The organism is Novilysobacter longmucuonensis, from assembly GCF_046600735.1.
Lineage (GTDB): Bacteria > Pseudomonadota > Gammaproteobacteria > Xanthomonadales > Xanthomonadaceae > Novilysobacter_A > Novilysobacter_A longmucuonensis.
Map to the genome: position 1 here is coordinate 319037 of NZ_JBJMAW010000003.1, position 18444 is coordinate 337480.

At 68.9% G+C, this 18444-nt stretch carries 21 protein-coding genes and 4 tRNA genes; 15 read left to right on the plus strand and 10 right to left on the minus strand.

Annotated features, from left to right (window positions below; translation table 11 throughout):
* Positions 1 to 82: 82 nt before the first annotated feature.
* Genes ACJQWM_RS05450 through ACJQWM_RS05460 form a run of 3 tightly spaced genes read left to right on the plus strand, consistent with a single transcriptional unit; the run spans position 83 to position 2206 of the window.
* Positions 83 to 1351, plus strand: a complete 1269-nt coding sequence (locus ACJQWM_RS05450) for a YihY family inner membrane protein (protein ID WP_332702456.1) — start codon at positions 83 to 85, stop codon at positions 1349 to 1351.
* A gap of 4 nt (positions 1352 to 1355) precedes the next feature.
* A complete protein-coding gene (locus ACJQWM_RS05455) occupies positions 1356 to 1940 on the plus strand; it encodes a TlpA family protein disulfide reductase (protein ID WP_332702454.1) in 585 nt (194 codons plus the stop codon).
* Positions 1937 to 2206, plus strand: a complete 270-nt coding sequence (locus ACJQWM_RS05460; protein WP_332702452.1) for an acylphosphatase — start codon at positions 1937 to 1939, stop codon at positions 2204 to 2206. Before ACJQWM_RS05455 ends, ACJQWM_RS05460 begins: the two co-directional genes overlap by 4 nt.
* A gap of 60 nt (positions 2207 to 2266) precedes the next feature.
* On the opposite strand, the gene ACJQWM_RS05465 is transcribed toward ACJQWM_RS05460, so the two are convergent.
* The 10 genes from ACJQWM_RS05465 to hemA form a co-directional block, all read right to left on the minus strand.
* A complete protein-coding gene (locus tag ACJQWM_RS05465) occupies positions 2267 to 2935 on the minus strand; it encodes an NrsF family protein (protein WP_332702450.1) in 669 nt (222 codons plus the stop codon).
* Entirely contained in the window at positions 2928 to 3593 is a 666-nt protein-coding gene (locus ACJQWM_RS05470) for an RNA polymerase sigma factor (RefSeq protein ID WP_411306708.1), read from the minus strand. The genes ACJQWM_RS05465 and ACJQWM_RS05470 overlap by 8 nt, the downstream gene beginning before the upstream one ends.
* A gap of 33 nt (positions 3594 to 3626) precedes the next feature.
* On the minus strand, positions 3627 to 4154 hold the full coding sequence (locus ACJQWM_RS05475; RefSeq protein WP_332702446.1) for a DoxX family protein: 528 nt from the start codon (positions 4152 to 4154) through the stop codon (positions 3627 to 3629).
* Between the two features lies 1 nt (position 4155).
* On the minus strand, positions 4156 to 4944 hold the full coding sequence (locus ACJQWM_RS05480; protein ID WP_332702444.1) for an HvfC/BufC family peptide modification chaperone: 789 nt from the start codon (positions 4942 to 4944) through the stop codon (positions 4156 to 4158).
* Positions 4941 to 5828 carry an MNIO family bufferin maturase gene (bufB, locus tag ACJQWM_RS05485; protein ID WP_332702442.1) on the minus strand — a complete coding sequence of 296 codons (888 nt, stop codon included), beginning with the start codon at positions 5826 to 5828 and terminating at the stop codon, positions 4941 to 4943. Before bufB ends, ACJQWM_RS05480 begins: the two co-directional genes overlap by 4 nt.
* A gap of 57 nt (positions 5829 to 5885) precedes the next feature.
* Positions 5886 to 6200 (minus strand): BufA1 family periplasmic bufferin-type metallophore, encoded by a 315-nt coding sequence (locus ACJQWM_RS05490; protein WP_332702440.1) that lies wholly within the window; start codon positions 6198 to 6200, stop codon positions 5886 to 5888.
* Between the two features lie 162 nt (positions 6201 to 6362).
* Positions 6363 to 6884 carry a molybdenum cofactor biosynthesis protein B gene (gene moaB / locus ACJQWM_RS05495; RefSeq protein WP_332702438.1) on the minus strand — a complete coding sequence of 174 codons (522 nt, stop codon included), beginning with the start codon at positions 6882 to 6884 and terminating at the stop codon, positions 6363 to 6365.
* A gap of 185 nt (positions 6885 to 7069) precedes the next feature.
* On the minus strand, positions 7070 to 7543 hold the full coding sequence (locus ACJQWM_RS05500; protein WP_332702436.1) for a GNAT family N-acetyltransferase: 474 nt from the start codon (positions 7541 to 7543) through the stop codon (positions 7070 to 7072).
* 134 nt (positions 7544 to 7677) lie between these two features.
* The gene (gene prfA / locus ACJQWM_RS05505; protein ID WP_332702433.1) at positions 7678 to 8763 is read right to left on the minus strand and encodes a peptide chain release factor 1; all 1086 of its coding nucleotides are present in this window, start codon (positions 8761 to 8763) and stop codon (positions 7678 to 7680) included.
* A 52-nt stretch (positions 8764 to 8815) separates the two neighbouring features.
* Positions 8816 to 10105 (minus strand): glutamyl-tRNA reductase, encoded by a 1290-nt coding sequence (gene hemA / locus ACJQWM_RS05510; RefSeq protein ID WP_332702431.1) that lies wholly within the window; start codon positions 10103 to 10105, stop codon positions 8816 to 8818.
* Positions 10106 to 10386: 281 nt separating this feature from the next.
* Between hemA and ACJQWM_RS05515 the strand changes: the two genes are divergently transcribed.
* The 12 genes from ACJQWM_RS05515 to ACJQWM_RS05570 form a co-directional block, all read left to right on the plus strand.
* Positions 10387 to 12033: a tetratricopeptide repeat protein gene (locus ACJQWM_RS05515; RefSeq protein WP_332702571.1), complete on the plus strand. Its 1647-nt coding sequence runs from the start codon at positions 10387 to 10389 to the stop codon at positions 12031 to 12033.
* On the plus strand, positions 12030 to 12662 hold the full coding sequence (lolB, locus tag ACJQWM_RS05520; RefSeq protein ID WP_332702429.1) for a lipoprotein insertase outer membrane protein LolB: 633 nt from the start codon (positions 12030 to 12032) through the stop codon (positions 12660 to 12662). Before ACJQWM_RS05515 ends, lolB begins: the two co-directional genes overlap by 4 nt.
* A gap of 249 nt (positions 12663 to 12911) precedes the next feature.
* The gene (gene ispE / locus ACJQWM_RS05525; protein ID WP_411306709.1) at positions 12912 to 13787 is read left to right on the plus strand and encodes a 4-(cytidine 5'-diphospho)-2-C-methyl-D-erythritol kinase; all 876 of its coding nucleotides are present in this window, start codon (positions 12912 to 12914) and stop codon (positions 13785 to 13787) included.
* Positions 13788 to 13811: 24 nt separating this feature from the next.
* Positions 13812 to 13888: transfer RNA gene (locus tag ACJQWM_RS05530), tRNA-Gln, on the plus strand.
* A 170-nt stretch (positions 13889 to 14058) separates the two neighbouring features.
* Positions 14059 to 15018, plus strand: coding sequence for a ribose-phosphate diphosphokinase (locus ACJQWM_RS05535; protein WP_332702425.1), 960 nt, complete (start codon positions 14059 to 14061; stop codon positions 15016 to 15018).
* Between the two features lie 105 nt (positions 15019 to 15123).
* Positions 15124 to 15756: a 50S ribosomal protein L25/general stress protein Ctc gene (locus ACJQWM_RS05540; protein WP_332702423.1), complete on the plus strand. Its 633-nt coding sequence runs from the start codon at positions 15124 to 15126 to the stop codon at positions 15754 to 15756.
* Between the two features lie 71 nt (positions 15757 to 15827).
* On the plus strand, positions 15828 to 16433 hold the full coding sequence (pth, locus tag ACJQWM_RS05545; protein WP_332702420.1) for an aminoacyl-tRNA hydrolase: 606 nt from the start codon (positions 15828 to 15830) through the stop codon (positions 16431 to 16433).
* Positions 16434 to 16607: 174 nt separating this feature from the next.
* The gene (ychF, locus tag ACJQWM_RS05550) at positions 16608 to 17699 is read left to right on the plus strand and encodes a redox-regulated ATPase YchF (protein WP_332702418.1); all 1092 of its coding nucleotides are present in this window, start codon (positions 16608 to 16610) and stop codon (positions 17697 to 17699) included.
* A gap of 120 nt (positions 17700 to 17819) precedes the next feature.
* Positions 17820 to 17905, plus strand: a tRNA-Tyr gene (locus ACJQWM_RS05555).
* A 92-nt stretch (positions 17906 to 17997) separates the two neighbouring features.
* A tRNA-Gly gene (locus ACJQWM_RS05560) sits at positions 17998 to 18071 on the plus strand.
* Positions 18072 to 18106: 35 nt separating this feature from the next.
* Positions 18107 to 18182 (plus strand) — tRNA-Thr (locus ACJQWM_RS05565).
* A gap of 43 nt (positions 18183 to 18225) precedes the next feature.
* A partial coding sequence (locus tag ACJQWM_RS05570) for a GTP-binding protein (RefSeq protein ID WP_411306710.1) occupies positions 18226 to 18444 on the plus strand: 219 nt, incomplete at its 3' end.

The window sequence follows — 18444 nt, forward strand, 5'->3', positions numbered from 1 at the left end:
GTCGCGATCGCACGATCGGGTGCGGGTCGCGGGCGGCGACCCGTGTCGCCCCCGCAACGCGCCATCGGTTAATCTCGCGACGATGGCACCACTGGACTCACTGCAGCGCCTGGGCGATCGCGTCGGCGATCGTGCGCGCGCAGGCGCTTTCTTCCGGTTCCTGGGCAGGCGCGTGCTCGACGACAACCTGTTCCAGGCTGCCGGCGCGCTTTCGTTCACCACCGTGTTCGCATTGGTGCCGCTGTCGATGGTGGTGTTCGGCGTGCTCTCGGCGTTTCCGGTGTTCTCCGAGTGGAGCGACCAGCTCAGCGACTACATCTTCTCGAACTTCGTGCCCAACGCGGCGCGGTCGGTGGAGGACTACCTGCGCCAGTTTTCGGCCAACGCCGGGCAGCTCACCAGCGCCGGCGTGGTGGCGCTGTTGGTGTCGCTGCTGATCACGCTGCACGGGGTGGAGACCACCTTCAACCGGATCTGGCGGGTGCGCGCGGCGCGGCCGCAGCTGGGCCGGTTCCTGGTGTACTGGACGGTGCTGACGCTGGGTGCATTCATGGCCGCGGCGAGCCTGGCGCTGTCGGCGCGTTTCTTCGCGATGTCGGTGTTCGACACGCAGGCCGGACACCTGCTGGAATCGACCATGCTGCGGCTGGCGCCGATGGCGCTGGAGCTGCTTGCGTTCGCGGCGATCTACCGGGTGGTGCCGCACCGCACGATCAAGTGGCGCCACGCGCTGGCCGGCGCGCTGCTGGCGATGCTGCTGTTCGAGCTGGTCAAGTGGGGTATCGGCCTGTACCTGGGGACGTTCGGCCAGTACTCGCGCATCTACGGCACGCTTGCGTTCGTGCCGATCTTCCTGCTGTGGATCTTCCTGAGCTGGGTGGCGGTGCTGCTGGGCGCCTCGCTGGCCGCATCGGTTTCGGCCTTCCGCTACCAGCCTGCGGCGCTGCGCCTGCCGGACGGCTACGAGATGTACGGGCTGCTGCGGCTGCTCGCGCGTTTCACCGAGGCGCGCAGGCATGGCCACGGCCTGCACACCGACCGCATCCAGCAGCTCGAGCCGATCCTGACCGATACCCTGGTGCAGGAGATGCTCGCGCAACTGCTCGAGATCAACGTGGTCCGCCGCGCCGAGGACGGCGAGTGGCTGCTGGCACGCGATCTTGACGAGCTCACCCTGGGCGAGCTTTATGAAGCGTGCCAGCTGCGCATCCCGATCGCCGAGGCGCACCTTCCGTGCCGCGACGATGCGCTGGGAAAATCGGCGATAGAGGCGCTGGACGGACTGCGCATCCCGCTGCGCAACCTGCTCAAACGACGCGTGGCTTCGATCCACGCCGAACACGAGGACTGACTCGATGCCAAGACCCCTGACCATGTTGCTGGCCGCACTGCTGATCGGCGGCGGGCTGGCTGCCTGCGACCCGGGCAGCGACACGCCCGGGCCCGCCCCGGCATCGACCGCGCCGGAGCCGGCCGTGGCCGAGGCGCCGATGCCGGAATCGAGCGAACCGGCCATCCCGTCGCTGCAGGTCGCCACGCTGGCGGGCGAGCAGTACGATCTCGCCGCGCGTCGCGGCCAGTGGGTGGTGGTGAACTTCTGGGCGACCTGGTGCGCGCCGTGCCTCAAGGAAATGCCGGAGCTGTCGGCGCTGGATGCGATGCACGAGCACATTGAGGTGATCGGCCTGGCCTACGAGGAGATCGACCCGGCGGCCATGCGCGAGTTCCTCGACGAGCATCCGGTGGTCTACCCGGTCGCGATCGTCGACACCTATGCGCCGCCGGCGGACTTCGCGACCCCGCGCGGGCTGCCGATGACCTATCTGATCGCACCCGACGGCCGCGTCGCCGGGAAGTTCCTCGGCCCGGTCACCGCCCACGATATAGAGGCGGCGATCGCCGCGGCCGGTGGGCCGGCGGCGACAACGGAGGCGACTTGAAGGCAGCGCGCTTTCACATCAGCGGCACGGTCCAAGGGGTCTGGTTCCGCGCCTCGACCTGCGAGCAGGCGCAGGCGCTGGGCCTACGCGGTTACGCGAAGAACCTCGCCGACGGCCGCGTCGAAGTGCTTGCGGTCGGCGACACGGCCGGCATCGACGAGCTCGCCGAATGGCTGCGACATGGGCCGCCGCGCGCGCAGGTCGAGCGCGTCGAGCGCAGTGCGGCCCATCCGAATGAGGCTGGTGCCGAGTTTGGGGTCCGCTAATGATTCAGAACTTTCCTGGGCGACTCTGAGCGGGTTCGGACCTCTGCTGAACGATCAGGATCAACCCTCGCGCCGCGCATAACCGATCCAGCCGAACAGTTGCCGGCCGAACGCCCAGCTCAGCAGCGACAGCAGCACGACCGCACCGGCGTGCCACAGCAGCACCATCAGCGCGGTCTCGCCTTCGTGGATGAGGCTGACCGCCGCGGCCGAGAGCGCGGCGGCGCTGAGGGCCGCGAGCAACGCGGTTGGCGCCGGACGCACCGCCCCGGCATGCCGCACCATCAGCAGCAGTGTCAGACCCAGCGGCAGGCTCACCAGCGTGATCGTCCACGCGCATTCCGCGCTGGCGGCATCGAACGCGAAGGCATCGCCGCCGAACCGGGCAAAGTCGCGCATGCAACCCCAGCCCAACCCGAGCAGCCACAGCATCGACGCCGGCAACGGCAGCCACGTCCATGACGGCGAGCGGCCGGGCACGCTGATCTGGAACACGGCGTACGCGGCCAGTGCTCCGGTCAACAGGCTCGCGAGCCATTGGGTTGCGGAGGCACCTCCGGCCAGCGCCTGGGTCAGGTCCGGGCGTGGGCCGTGGCTGGCGATCACGACGGCGATGATCGTAACCGCCAGCGCGAGCCACAGCAGCGTGCGCCGCAGCGGAGGGGCCAGGCGCCGGACGGGCGCCGCGCGCGCGGCGAGCTGTTGGATCAATCGGTCGGCGTCATTCATAAGGTCGGTCTCTTGGTTCCAGCGTGCGCCGGAGCGATTTCAATGCGCGGTGGCAGGCGACCTTCAGCGAGCCGATGCTCTGTTCGGTGCGTTCGACCGCCTCGTTCAGCGACAGCTCGTCTAGCCGCAGCAGGCGCACCGCCTCGCGCTGCCGCGCCGGCAGCGCATCGACGGCCTGTCGCAGGGTTTGGGCGGTGTGCTGGCCCGAAACCGCCTCGTCGGGCCCATGCATGCGATCGGCGGGCTCCGGTAGCAAGCCATCGCTGCTTTCGACCTCGTGACGCAGGCGCTGCGTTCGCCGCCGCAACAGGTCAATGCAGCGGCGACTAGCGATCGTGGCGAGCCACGGTTTGAACGGCCGCCCGAGCTCGTAGGTATGGCGGATGCCGTGCACGATCAGCAGGATGTCCTGCAGCGCGTCGTCGGCATCGTCGCCGCGTCCGAGGTAGCGGTGGGCAATTGCGCGCAGATACGGCGTGACGCTCAGCAGCAGCGCGCGGTAAGCGCTGCGGTCGCCGTCCTGGGCCTGCAGCATCAGTTCACCCCACGCGTCGGCGCCGGATTGCGCAGCGTCGCGGTCGGACGTAACCGCCTGCGTGGGTTCGGAGTGCATTGGCGCGGCCGGTTCGGTCCGTGCGAAAGGAAGGACTTCGGCCATGATGCGCGGGCTCCTGCTGCCTGCCAAGCGCGCTCAGCGCTTGCTTCGACCGGCGATGAGCGCATCCAGCGACATTGCGCCCGGACCCCGCGCCATCAGGTACAGCATCAGCGCCGCCCACAGTGCGTGGGTCGGGTAGGCGCTCGGGTAGACGAAGAACTGGATCACCAGCGTCATCAGCAGCAGCCCGAACGCCGACAGGCGCGTCGCCAGGCCCAGCAGCAACAGCGCCGGCAGCAGGTGCTCGGCGGTCGCAGCGAGGTAGGCGGCAGGCTCCGGCGCAATCAGCGGCAGGGCGTATTCGTTGCGGAACAGTTCCAGCGCGTTCTCGGACAGGCGCGGCAGGCCGAGTTCGACGCGGCCGCCGATCGGGTCCAGCACCAGGCCTTCGATCTTGGTCTGCCCCGACACCCAGAACGTCAGCGCAAGCGACAGGCGCGCCAGCAATGCGATCGCGTCTTGCGGGATGCGTGCGAACAGCGTGGTCAAACGCGTGACCGCCTGGGCACTGCGGCCAGAACGGCCGTGGTGCGGCTCGGTGGCAGGATCAATGGCGTGCATGTCAGTGCTCCAGTGGAGGGTCGAGTGCGATCGCGAGGCCGTACTCGACGATCAGCGCCAGCAGTGTCGAGAGCTGCGCCGTGGGGTGGCGGGTGGATGCGGCCGCCGCCGCATCGCCGAGCGTATGTCCGGTCGACAGCGCATCGAGCAGATCGGCGCCGCCGGGCGGCAGCGGGACGGTGACGACCCGCAGCTGCGGGCGCGCGACCAGCACGGCTTCGGCGCGGGTCGGGTCGAGGACGGATAGATCGGCGTCAGCCGTGTCTTCGAGGTGCTGGTGTGCGTTCCAGATCGACCGGACCGCATGCGGCGAGCACAGCCAGCGGGCCGCCGGGTGCAGACGCAGGCGGGTGGCGGTGAGCCGGGCCGGATCGGCGAGGAGCGCGGCAAATGCGTTGCTGTCGAGTGCAGTCGCATCGGCGGCATGGAACGCCTGTACCCGCAGGCATTCGAGTCGGGCGATGTCGGCCAGGTACGGCACCGATGCGGCCGGCGCGAAGCCTTCGATGAATTCGGCGAAGCCGGCGCCGTACTCGCCGAGCACCGGCGAACGCGGCGGGTCGCGCACGATGCGTGCGCGTGCCATCGCGCGAAAAAACGCCTCGCCGACCAGCGCCCGCGTGACCGGAAATCCAGCCGCCAGTGCGTCGGTAAGCGCACTCGAAATGTTGTTGCGATGCACCGCGAAGCGCCGTGCCGCATCGACCCCTTCGGCCACGCGCAGCCCGGGCGGCACGAGCGGCTGCGGATCCAGCAAAGCGGCGGCGAACGCGCGCTGCGGGTTGTTCATGCCGCACGCTCGGTGAGGGCCGAGCCGGCCGCGGCGAGCGCGCGATCGGCCTGCCGCGCCTCGGCGCGCAGGCGCGCATACGCCGGTACATCGTGGTCCCATTCGATCAGCGTCGGCACCGGTCCGGTCTGCCGCAGCACCTGTGCGTACAGCGTCCACACCGCGGCCGCGACCGGCGCGCCGTGCCGGTCGATCAGCAGCAGGTCGTGTTCGTCCACGCGTTCTTCGGCATGGCCGGCCAGGTGGATCTCGCCGACCGCGCCCAGCGGCAGCGCCGCGATGTAGGCGAGCGGATCGCGGCGACGGCTTTGGCAGGACGCATTGTGGCAGGACACGTAGACGTTGTTCACATCGAGCAGCAGCCCGCAGCCGGTGCGCTGCACGACGCGGGCAATGAACTCGGCTTCGTCGATGGTGCTCGCGGCGAACTCGAAATACGTGCTCGGGTTCTCCAGCAGCATGCGCAGGCCGAGCCGCTCCTGCACGCGGTCGACGTGCCGGCAGACGCGGTCGAGCGTGTCGAGGTCGTAGCGCAGCGGCAACAGGTCGCTGAGGAAGCGGCCGTCATGGGTCGACCAGGCCAGGTGCTCGGAGAACACCTGCGGGCGGTGGCGCTCGATCAGCCGCGCCAGCCGGTCCAGGTGCGTCTCGTCCAACGGCGCTTCGGCGCCGATCGAGAGGCCGACGCCGTGCAGCGACAGCGGCATGTGCTGTCGAATCTCGTCGAGCCAGACATGCGCGGCGCCGCCCGCGCCCATGTAGTTCTCCGCGTGCACCTCGACGAATGCCGGGGGGTCGTCATCGGCCAGCAGCTCGTCCAGATGCTGCGGTTTGAAGCCGAGACCGGCGCGCGCCGGAAGCGGTGCGACAGGCGCGGCGCGCATGCGGGGGAGGGGCGGGCACGCCGTCATGTCGCAGGCTCCGGAACGCGGCGGCCGCGCTTACGTGCGATCCGGCTTCTTGGCGGTGAACGCGGCCAGCTGCCCATGGCCGGTCGGCGAGGTCTTCGATGTGGTCTGCTCGCAGGTGCCGGCCGGCACGTATTTCCACGCGTTGGCCTGGTGGTCGCTGCGCGAGCTGCCCGAGCAGGTGGTGCCGGGGCCGGCGGCGCAATCGTTCTTGCCGGCCATCGCGATCCCGTAGCACTTTTCCTTCGCGGCCGGCTTATCGGCTGCTTCGGCCGGTGCGGTGGCGAGCGCGGCGCCAAGTGCGGCGGCAAGGGCGAGGGCGGGGACGGCGACGTGGATGCGGGACATGGAATTCTCCTGAGGATGGGGTCGAGGCGGACCGGTCGGTCCGTCAGCGACGGCAGGCGTTGCCGCCTCCCGTATCAGAAGCATTCGTTCGAGGCCGGCCAGGGTTACGCCCCGACAGAATAAAATGTGCGAATCGGCTTGCCCGCCGCTCGGATCGGCGGCTCAAGGTTCGCGCAGGCGCGGCCGCAAGCTGGCGAGGTTGCAGGGCCGGGTCCGCGCGTCGAGCTGGGCGCGGATGATCTTCTCCCAGGCGGTGCGGCAGGCCGAGGTCGAGCCCGGCAGGCAGAACACGAAGGTGCCGTTGGCCAGCCCGGCCAACGCGCGCGACTGCAAGGTGGACGTGCCGATCTCCTCGAAGCTGATCGCGCGGAACAGTTCGCCAAAGCCGGGCATTTCCTTGTCGAGCAGCGGCAGCAGCGCCTCGGGGGTGGAGTCGCGACCGGTGAAGCCGGTGCCGCCGGTGACCAGCACCCCGTCGATGGTCTCATCGGCGATCCATTGCGACACCTTCGCGCGAAGCTGGTAACGGTCGTCGCGCAGCAACGCGCGGTCGGCAAGGCGGTGACCGGCGTCGCCCAGCGCCTGGACCAGGTAGTCACCGCTGGTGTCGTTGTCGGCGCTGCGGCTGTCGGAGACGGTCAGCACGCACAGGGCAAGCGGAATGAAATCGGTGTCGGCGTTCATGCCGTAAGTGTAGGGCGCGATGACCGGGTCGCGCACCGCCGATCGGTAGGAGCGGCTTCAGCCGCGATCTTGACGGCAAGAGCATTCGACACGGATCAAAGCGAAAAATGGCGGATCAATGCAAAGCGCACTTTATGCACAGAAGCCGATCGTGCGGCGTGCTTCGGTGCGCGGGTCGGCCGGCGTCATCGCGCGGCGCCTCCGTCGCCCGGATCAAGCAGGTCCAGCCCGTACCACTGGCTCTGGTCCTCGTGCCAGCCGACTGCACGGTAGAGCGCACGCGCGGCGGCATTGTCGCGGCCAGTCTCCAGCGTGATCCGCACTGCGCCGTCGGCGCGCGCGAACTGCGCGGCGGCGTCGAGCAGCGTCCGCGCGACCCCGCTGCGGCGCGCAGGCTCAACGACGTAGAGGTCGTTGAGGATCCACAGGCGTGCGGTGTGCACCGAGGAAAACATCGGATACAGCTGGACGAAGCCGGCTGCAGTGTCGTCGCGCTCGGCCAGCAGCACGACCGACTCGTGCTGCCGCATCCGTTCGCACAGCCAGGCGCGGGCACGCGGCAGGTCGGCGGCTTGGCCGTAGAAGCGGCGGTAGGCGTCGAACAGTGGGGCGAGGGTGTCGAGGTCGCCGGTATCGGCGCGGCGGATCTGGGTGTGCATGCGGTGAGCTTACCCGGGCGTGCACATCTGCCGAAGGGGGCGACGAGGGTTCTGTAGGAGCGACGTGAGTCGCGGTAACGCAAATTCGGTCATTGGCGTTGTCGCGACTCACGTCGCTCCTACACAAAAACCGGTCAGGCGCCGTCGGTGAGGCGCGCCAGCTCGTCGGCCTGATGCTCCTGTTGCAGGCGCCCGATCAGTGCATCGAGATCGCCGGTCAGTACGTTGGGCAGGTCGTACAGGGTCAGGCCGTCGACCCGATGGTCGGTGATGCGGCCCTGCGGGAAGTTGTAGGTGCGGATGCGCTGGCTGCGGTCGCCGCTGCCGACCTGCAGCTTGCGGTCCTGCGCCTGCGCCGCCGCGGCCTTGGCGGCCTGCGCATCGGTCAGCATCGCCGCGAGCCGCTTCATCGCCTTGTCGCGGTTGGCATGCTGGCTGCGCTCGGTCTGGCTCTCGACCACCACCCCGCTGGGGATGTGGGTGATGCGGATCGCCGAGTCGGTCTTGTTGACGTGCTGGCCGCCGGCGCCGGAGGAGCGGAACGTATCGACCCGGAGGTCGGTGGCATTGAGCTCGATCGGCTCGCCCTCGGGTTCGACCGCGATGATCGCGACCGTTGCCGCCGAGGTGTGGATGCGCCCTTGTGATTCGGTCTCCGGCACGCGCTGCACCCGGTGGGTGCCGGACTCGAATTTGAGCCGCGAGTACGCGCCGCGCCCTTCCACCCGCGCGATGACCTCCCTGAAACCGCCGTGTTCGCCGGGGCTGGCCGACTCCACATCGACCTTCCAGCCCTGCCGTTCGGCGTAACGCGCGTACATGCGGAACAGGTCGCCGGCGAAGATCGCGGCCTCGTCGCCGCCGGTGCCGGCGCGCACCTCCAGGTAGATGTCGCCCTCGTCGCGGGCGTCGCGGGGGATCAGGTGGGCTAGCAACTCGGCGTCAAGCTGCTCCAGCCGCGCGGTCGCGGCGGTGATTTCCTCCTCGGCCAGCTCGCGCATCTCCGCATCGTTGCGCATCGCCTCGGCCGCGGCGAGGTCGCGCTTGGCCGCGGCTTCGTCGGCCAGCGCGTTCGCCATCGGCTCGAGCTGGGCAAATTCGCGCGACAACTTGCGGAAGGCAGCGTTGTCGGCGATCACGCCCGGATCGGCGAGCAGGCGCTCGAGCTCCTCGCGGCGTTCGGCGAGCGCTTCGAGTTTGCGGCGCAGGGAAGGAGTCATAAGACCAGTGGAGAGTGGAGAGGAGAGAGAAACAGTGTGGCGTCGACCGTCCCTACGTCTCTCCTTCCTCTCTTGCCTCACTCCTCTTCACTCTTTCTTCGCTTTCTGCGAACAGCTTGTCCGCCGCCCGCGCCAGGTCGGCGTCGCCGCTCAGCGCGGCGTCTCGCAGCGCCACGGTCGGGGCGTGCAGCAGGCGGTTGGTCAGGGTATGGGCGAGGAAACTCAGCACCTCCTCGGGCGCTTCACCGGCGGCCAGCTGCTGCCGGGCCCGGGCCAGCACCTCCGTGCGCGCGGCCTCGCCATGCTTACGCAGGCGCTTGAGCGGCGCGGTGCGGGTGCTGGCGACGAAGTGCTCCATGAACCGTGCGACCTGCAGCTCGATGATCGCCTCGGCTTCGATCGCCGCGGTGCGGCGGCTGTGACGGTTGTCCTCGATCGCACGCTCCAGGTCGTCGACCGTGTACAGGAACACGTCGTCGAGCTCGGCCACGTTGCTGGCGATGTCGCGCGGGACCGCCAAATCGAGCAGCAGCATCGGGCGGTGCTTGCGCGCGGCCAGCGCGGCGGCGACCTGCGGCTTGTGCAGGACCGGCTCGTGGCTGGCGGTGGCCGACAGCACGATGTCGGCCTCGTCGAGGTGGCGGTCGACCTCGCTCAGCGGCAGCGCGACCCCGCCGTGCCGGCTCGCCAGTTCCTGCGCATGGACCAGCGTGCGGTTGGCGATCAGCAGGCGCTTGACCCGGGCCTGCACCAGGTGCCGTGCGGCCAGTTCGATGGTCTCGCCCGCGCCGATCAGCAGCACGCTGGAGTCCTCGATCCGGGCGAAAGATTCCTGTGCCAGGCGCACCGCGGCCGATGCCACCGACACCGGATTGGCGCCGATGCGGGTGTCGGTGCGCGCCCGCTTGGCGGTCGAGAACGCGTGCTGGAACATCCGGTCGAGCTGGCCACCGAGGCTACCGGCGGCGCGCGCGCTGGACCAGGCGTCCTTGACCTGGCCCAGGATCTGCGGCTCGCCCAGTACGAGCGAATCCAGGCCGGTGGCCACGCGGAACAGGTGGCGCACCGCATCGGCGTCGCGGTGGCGGTACAGGTAGGCGTGCAGATCACCTGCGCCGCTCGGGTGCATGGCCAGCCAGTCGCTCAGCGCACGGCCGTCGTCCTCGGTCACCGCGTACAGCTCGGTGCGGTTGCAGGTAGACAGCAGCGCCACCTCCTGAACCTGCGGCAGCGCGCGCAATGCCTCCAGCGCGGCCGGCACCGCGTCGGCCGAGAACGCCACCCGCTCGCGCAGGCTGACCGGCGCGGTCTGGTGATTGATGCCTAGGACGAGCAGGCTCACGGGGCAGGCGGACTCACGGGAATGTGCACGGGAATGTGGGGCTCACGGGACAGCGGGGCTCACCAGCCTCACTGGACCCATACGGCAGACTCCGGAGAATCTGGTTCAGGTGCTTGCGATAAGCTGCCGGCTGCCGAGGGCGCCATTCTACCGGGGCCGTCGTTTTCTACGAATCTGGTGAGTCGATGCCCGCAACGCCGCGTTCAGTCGCTGCTTTCCTCGCCGCTGCCGGGCTGCTGACCGGCCTGCTGGAATCGCCGGGTCATGCCGCCCCGACCCCGATGCAGGCCGACCTGGTGCAGTCTGCCCCGGCGAAGGCCGGCGCGGCGCCCGGGCGCGCGGACGATGCGACCACCCAATCGCTGGAGCCGCTGCTGGCTGGCGAGTTCGCGCTGCAGGCCGGCCGCCTCGACGCCGCCGCGCGCTGGTACCTGGAAGCCGCCCGCGCTGCACAGGACATCGGACTGGCCGAACGCGCCACCCGTATCGCATTACTTGCCCGGGACGATGAGCGTGCGGCGCAGGCGCTCGGCTTGTGGCGCGAGCACGGCGGCAGCGGGGCCTCGTTGCTGGCCGCCGAGGCCACCCTGGCGATGCGTCGCGGCGACAATCGCGCGGCACGGCGCCACCTGCTGGCGCTGATGCGGTCCTCCGACCAGGACAGCTGGCGCCAGGCGCTGGGCGTCCTGGGTGCGGGCGCACGCGATCCGGACCAGGCCGCCGAACTGCTCCAATACCTGGTCGAGCGCAATGCGGTCCCGGCGCAGTTGGAGGCCTGGCTGACCTTTGGCGCACTGGCGCAGCGGCTCGAACAGCCGGTGCTGGCCGAGCGCATCGTCGCCGAGGTGGTCGAGCGCTTCCCGGGCGAGCCGCGCGTGGCGCTGCTGCGCGCCAGCCAGTTGCGCGAGGCCGACAAGCCCGACCAGGCCCGCGCCGCGCTCGCCCTGGTGGAGGAGCAGGCCGCCCGAGACGCCGGCCTGCGGCTGGCGATTGCCGCCGAATACGATGCGCTCGGTGACCTGCAGCGTGCCGAGCAGACCCTCGCGCGGGGCCCCCAGGACGATCAGACCTACGCCCTTCGCGCCTCGCTGCTCGCGCGCGAGGACGACAACAGCGCACTGGTTGGCCTGTACCGGGAACTGCGTCGCGACGCCGCCCGGCCCGACCCGCAGCGGCGCCTGCTGCTCGGCCAGATGGCCGAATTCCTCGAGCGCTTCGACGAGGCGCTGGACTGGTATCGCGGCGTCCCCGGCGGGCCGCAGCGCTGGGCGGCGCGGCTGCGCGCGGCCAACGTGCTGCACGAACTGGAGCGGGGCGAGGAAGCGTTCGCCGCGTTGCGCGACATCCAGTCCGACGCCGCCGCGCCCGAGGTGGCCCGTCGCGACGCCTACCTGCTGGAGGCGAACCTGCGGCAGCAGGGCAACGACGCCGCCGGCGAACTGAACGCCTTTGCGCGAGGCCTGGCCGCATTTCCCGACGAGCCAGAAATTCTCTATGCGCGCGCGCTGAGCCACGAGCGCCGCGACGACATTGCGCGCGCCGAGGCCGACTTCCGCCGCATCCTGTTAGCCGAACCTGACAGCGTCGCCGCGCTCAACGCGCTCGGCTACACCCTGGCCGACCGCACCACCCGCTACCAGGAGGCGCTCGAGCTGATCAACCGCGCGCGTGCCGCCGATCCCGACAACGCCGCGATCATCGACAGCTACGGCTGGGTGCTGTATCGGCTGGGCCGCCTGGACGAGGCGCTGATCGAGCTGCGCCGCGCATTCTCGTTGCAGAAGGACGCCGAAATCGCCGCGCATCTGGCGCAGGTGCTGTGGGCGCTGGACCGGCGCGAGGAAGCCCTCCGATACTTCGAGGAGGCGCGCGAGCTCGATCCCGACAACCGTGCCTTGCAGCGGGCCCTGGAGAAGACCGGCGCATGAGCCTGCGTATCGCCCTTGCCGTGCTGGCGCTGGTGCTGCTGAGCGCGTGTGCCGGTCGCCCGGTCCGTCCGGACCTCACCCAGGCCCAGGTCGCCGCCGCCGAGGCTGCCCAGCAATCCCGCGAACAGGCGCTGCGGATGGATGCCGCGTGGTCGCTGACCGGCCGGGTCGCGGTGTCCAACCAGGGCCGGGGCGGCAGTGGCCGGATCGAGTGGTCGCAGGCCGGGCCACGCTATCGGGTCGCGCTGAGCGCGCCGGTCACCCGGCAGGGCTGGCAGCTGTCCGGCGATGCCGCCGGCGCGGTGCTGGAAGGCATCGAAGGTGGCCCGCGCCGAGGTGCGGACGCGCATCTCCTGCTGCTGGAGGCGACCGGCTGGGACATTCCGGTGCAGGCGCTGTCGGAGTGGGTGCGTGGCGCCCGTGCCGAGGCGCTGGGGCCCGCGCGGATCGAGTACGGCGCCGGCGGGCTGCCCTGGCGGATCGAGCAGGGCGGCTGGCGCATCGAGTTCGAATGGCCGGAGCCCGTTGGCGTGGCACCGGCCGATGGCACCCTGCTGCCGACGCGGCTGGACGCCACCCGTGGCGAGGCGCGGGTTAAGTTGATCATCGATCAGTGGGGTGGGGCGTAGCGCTCTTCGACGCGAATCAAAGCGAAAAAAGGCGGATCAAAGCAGGTGACTCCGGACAAGCTGCGCAGCGGGCTGCGCTTGGTCACAATCTCGCAGGCCTCGCCGTCGCGTCCCGATCCCGCGGAAGGCTGGGTCCCGGACGGGGTGCAGCATTGGTGGCAATCAGCTTGGCTTCATGAAGCGGGTTCGCTTCCGCGGTGGACGGAACAACCCAGCAATACGTCGCGGTAAATGAACCAATCGAGCCCTATGAACGACATTTCCCCCGCCGCGGACTGGACCCGCTGGCCGGCCCCGGCCAAGCTTAACCTGTTCCTGCGCATTCCAGGGCGGCGCGCGGACGGCTACCACCTGCTGCAGACCGTGTTCCGCCTGCTCGACTGGGGCGACACGATCCACCTGCGCCCGCGGACCGACGGCCGGGTGGTGCGCCACGGCGGCTCGACCGCCGGCGTGGACGAGGCCGATGACCTGACGGTGCGCGCGGCGAAACTCCTGCAAATTGAAGCTAACGGTACGCAAGGAGTGGACATCGCCGTCGAAAAGCGAATTCCGGTAGGCGGCGGCTTTGGCGGTGGCTCATCCGACGCCGCGACAGTGCTGGTGGCGCTCGATGCGTTGTGGGGCGCCAGTCTGGGCCTGGACCGGCTTGCCGCGCTGGGCCTGCGGTTGGGCGCCGACGTGCCGGTGTTCGTGCGCGGCGACAATGCCTGGGCCGAGGGCGTGGGCGAGCACCTCACGCCGGTCGAGCTGCCGCCGGCGTGGTACCTGCTGGCCGATCCGGGCGTGCACGTGCCGACCGCGGCATTGTTCCAGGCGCCTGAATTGACGCGCGATGCCGCGCCCGCGACAATGCGCGACTTCATTTCGGGCGGACCGCTCGGGAATGCGTTCGAGCCGGTACTGCGCCGACGCGAGCCGGCCGTGGAGGCCGTGTTCGCCGCCCTGGCGCAGGTCGGCACGCCCCACCTGACCGGTTCCGGCAGCGGCTGTTTCGTCGAGTTCGCCACGCGCGAATCCGCCGAGGCCGCGCTGGCGGCGCTGCCTCCGGGCCTTGCGGTCTGGCTGGCAGCGGGCGCGGCGCGTTCGCCGCTGCACGTCGCAGTCGAGGCCAGCTTTACCTAGTACCACCACCAGCAACATCGCTGCAGGGGCGTCGCCAAGAGGCCCAAGGCACCAGGTTTTGATCCTGGCATTCGTAGGTTCGAATCCTACCGCCCCTGCCAAATCGAAAGCGGTAAACGGTAAGAAGTAAGTCGCCCGCTGCGCGGCTGTGAGTCAAGGCAGAAGCGAGGGCAAGTGGCTCTTGTTGTGCTTCAACTTGCAGGCGGCGAAGCCGCCGACTTTCCTCTTGCAGGCTGCGCCAGCAGCCGACTTCCAGCTCCAAGGGCCCCAGATGCAAAACGATCGCAACCTGTTGGTGTTCAGCGGTAATGCCAACCGCCCCCTTGCCGAAGCGGTATGCAAGGAGTTGGGCATCCGCCTGGGCAAGGCACTGGTGGGCAAGTTCTCCGACGGCGAGGTGCAGGTCGAGATCGAGGAGAACGTACGCCGGCAGGAAGCCTTCCTGATCCAGCCGACCAACGCGCCGACCGCCGAGAATTTCATGGAACTGCTGGTGCTGGTGGACGCGCTCAAGCGCGCCTCGGTCAGCAGCGTCACCGCGGTGGTGCCGTACTTCGGCTACGCCCGCCAGGACCGTCGCCCGCGTTCCTCGCGCGTGGCGATCACCGCCAAGGTCGCGGCCAAGATGTTCGGTGCGGTGGGCTGCGACCGGGTGTTGACGATCGATTTGCACGCCGACCAGATCCAGGGTTTCTTCGATATACCGGTCGACAACGTCTATGCCTCGCCGCTGCTGCTGGCCGACATCTGGCGCGCGCACGGCACCGACAACCTGATCGTGGTCAGCCCCGATGTCGGCGGCGTGGTGCGCGCCCGCGCGATCGCCAAGCGGCTCGACGATGCGGACCTGGCGATCATCGACAAGCGCCGGCCCAAGGCCAACGTCGCCACCGTGATGAACATCATCGGCGATGTCTCCGGCAAGACCTGCGTGATGGTCGACGACATCGTCGATACCGCCGGCACGCTGTGCGCCGCGGCGGCTGCGTTGAAGGAGCACGGCGCGACCAAGGTCGTGGCCTATTGCACCCATCCGGTGCTCTCGGGCGCGGCGATCGACAATGTCCGCAGCTCACAGCTCGACGAGCTTGTGGTGACCGACACCATCATGCTCAGCGACGCCGCCAAAGCGTGCGACCGGATCCGTCAGCTCAGCGTCGCCGAATTGCTGGCCGAGACGATCCGCCGGATCGCGTTTGGCGAGTCGGTGAGTTCCTTGTACGTGGATTGAATCTCGGGTCCCGAGTCCCGGGTCCCGATCCAGACTCTCCTGGTCGCGGGTGAGTTCTCCGGCTGCAGCGATGTGGCCTAACACAGCAACAGTGAGTAAATCGAAATGTCCGAACACACCATCAAGGCCACTGGCCGCAACGTCGCAGGGAAGGGTGCGAGCCGCCGCCTGCGTCATGCCGCCAGCATCCCGGCCATCGTCTACGGCGGCACCGCCGAGCCGCAACCGGTCCAGCTCGACCACGAGAAAATCTGGCTGGCCAGCAAGAACGATTGGTTCTACTCGTCCATCCTCAACCTGGACGTCGACGGCAAGGTCGAGAGCGTGCTGCTGCGTGACATGCAGCGCCATCCGTTCAAGCAGCTGATCCTGCACCTGGACTTCCAGCGCGTCAGCGCCGACCAGCCGGTTCGCGTGGCGGTCCCGCTGCACTTCCTCAACGAGGACACCTCGCCGGCCGGCAAGGCCTCCGACGTGGTGATCACCCACGAGCACAACGAGGTCATCGTCAGCTGCCTGCCGAAGGACCTGCCGGAGTTCATCGAGATCGACCTGGCCAACCTGAGCCTGGGCGAGACCGTGCACCTGTCGGACATCAAGCTGCCCAAGGGCGTGGAGATCCCCGAGCTCAAGCTGGGCAAGGAGCACGACGTCGCGGTGCTGGTGGCGCGTCACGGCCGGGTCGACGTTGAGGAAGGCGCCGCCGACGAAGGCGAGGGCGCCAAGGGCGAAGAGTAAGCAGTCCTGTCGCCGCGCCCGCTTGCGCGGGCGTGGCGGCGTGATGGCTTGCTCGGGCTCTGTCGCATCCGATGGCGGTGCTGCGCCTCATCGTCGGGCTGGGCAATCCCGGGCCCGAATATGCCAGGTCTCGGCACAACGCCGGGTTCTGGTTCGTGGACGCCCTGGCCGACAAGCTGGGCGGCCGCTTCGGCCTGGATGCCAAGCTGTTCGGCGAGACCTGCAAGGTCGAGATCGCCGGCGAGCCGGTGTGGCTGTTGAGGCCGGGCACTTTCATGAATCTCTCGGGCAAGTCGGTCACCGCGGCGCTTCGCTACTGGAAGATCGAGCCCGAACAGGCACTGCTGGCGCACGACGAGCTCGATCTCGCGCCAGGTACCGCGCGTCTCAAGTTCGACGGCGGCCATGGCGGCCAGAACGGGCTGCGCGACACCATGCGGCTGCTGGGCCACGGCCGGTTCCATCGGCTGCGGGTCGGCATCGGCCATCCCGGTCACAAGGACCTGGTCACGCCCTGGGTGCTGGGCCGGCCCGGCGGCGACGACGACATGCTGATGCGCCGCGCCATCGATGACGCCATCGGGGTGCTGCCGCTGCTCGTGGCCGGTGATGCCAGCGAGGCGATGAAGCGCCTGCATACGCCGCGGGACTCGGGACTCGGGACTCGGGACTCGTAGGAGCCCGTTCGCGCTCGGTTGTGCTCCCGAGATTCAGCCTGTTCTCTTATCGGATATCCAAGCCCATGCGCATGCACCTGCTTTTCACGAGTCCCGAGTCCCGAGTCCCGGGTCCCGGATACCGACCGTACGCGGGCGCGGCAACGCCCCTCCCCGCGGCAACCGGAGCGCATCATGGGAATTAAGTGCGGCATCGTCGGCCTGCCCAACGTCGGCAAGTCGACCCTCTTCAATGCGCTGACCAAGGCCGGCATCGCCGCGGCCAACTTTCCTTTCTGCACGATCGAGCCGAACGTCGGCGTGGTGCCGGTGCCGGATCCGCGGCTGAACGCGCTGGCGGCGATCGTCAACCCGCAGAAGTGCATCCCGACCGCGGTCGAGTTCGTCGACATCGCCGGGCTGGTCGCCGGTGCGGCCAGTGGCGAAGGCCTGGGCAACAAGTTCCTCGCCCATATCCGCGAGGTCGATGCGATCACCCACGTCGTGCGGTGCTTCGAGAATCCCGACGTCATCCACGTCAACAACCGGATCGACCCGATCGCCGACATCGAGACGATCGATACCGAGTTGGCGCTGGCCGACCTGGACTCGGTCGACAAAGCGCTGCAGCGGGCCGAGCGTTCGGCCAAGACCGGCGACAAGGAGGCCAAGCTGCGTGCCGAGGTGCTCGGGCGCGTCCGCGCCGGCCTGGATTCAGGCAGGCCGGCGCGCGCGCTGGGGCTGTCGGACGAGGACAGGCTGGTGCTGCGCGACCTGTTCCTGCTGACCCTGAAGCCGGTGATGTACGTCGCCAACGTGCTCGAGGACGGATTTGAGGACAACCCGCACCTGGATGCCGTGCGTGCCCGCGCCGTGGGCGAGGGCGCCCAGGTGGTGCCGGTCTCGGCGGCCATCGAGGAGGAGCTGAGCCAGCTTGAGGATGTGGACCGCGATGCGTTCCTGGCCGACCTGGGTCTCGACGAGCCGGGTCTGAACCGGGTGATCCGCGCCGCCTACACCCTGCTCGGCCTGCAGACCTACTTCACCGCCGGCGTGAAGGAGGTGCGCGCCTGGACCGTGAAGGGCGGCTCGACCGCCCCGCAGGCCGCGGGCGTGATCCACACCGACTTCGAGAAGGGCTTCATCCGCGCCGAGACCATTGGCTACGACGATTTCATCCAGTACCGGGGCGAGTCCGGAGCGCGCGATGCCGGTCGCCTGCGCAAGGAGGGCAAGGAGTACGTGGTGCAGGAAGGCGACGTGCTGCACTTCCTGTTCAACAACTGATGATGCGATCGGGGACTCGGGAAAGGCAAGGGCCGTCGGCTGGCTGGGCCTTCCCGGGGCTCGGGACGAAACGCCCCGTTGACTTCCGGCGAAGCTGACGCCAGAATTGCGGGCTCTTTTGGAGGGATACCCAAGCGGCCAACGGGGGCAGACTGTAAATCTGCTGGCTTACGCCTTCGGTGGTTCGAATCCACCTCCCTCCACCAGCGATACCCGAGCAGTACACGTTTATAGCCACTTGCAGTACCCGGATGCCTTACCAGCCTCCGGCGCAGTGCCCCAGCAGGTTTTGTCCGGCGCGGGAGTAGTTCAATGGTAGAACCTCAGCCTTCCAAGCTGATGGTGCGGGTTCGATCCCCGTCTCCCGCTCCATTGCTGCCGCGACGTCCGACCCGCTGGAACAATTTGCTCACGTAGCTCAGTCGGTAGAGCACCTCCTTGGTAAGGAGGAGGTCGAAGGTTCGATTCCTTTCGTGAGCACCATCTTTCACACCGAAACACACGACCTAACAGCGAGAAGCGAGTCATGGCCAAGGGTAAATTCGAGCGCACCAAGCCGCACGTGAACGTAGGCACGATCGGCCACGTCGACCACGGCAAGACCACCTTGACCGCCGCGCTGACCAAGGTGGGTGCGGAGCGTTTTGGTGGCGAGTTCAAGGCCTACGACGCGATCGACGCGGCGCCGGAAGAGAAGGCGCGCGGCATCACGATCTCGACCGCGCACGTGGAATACGAATCGGCC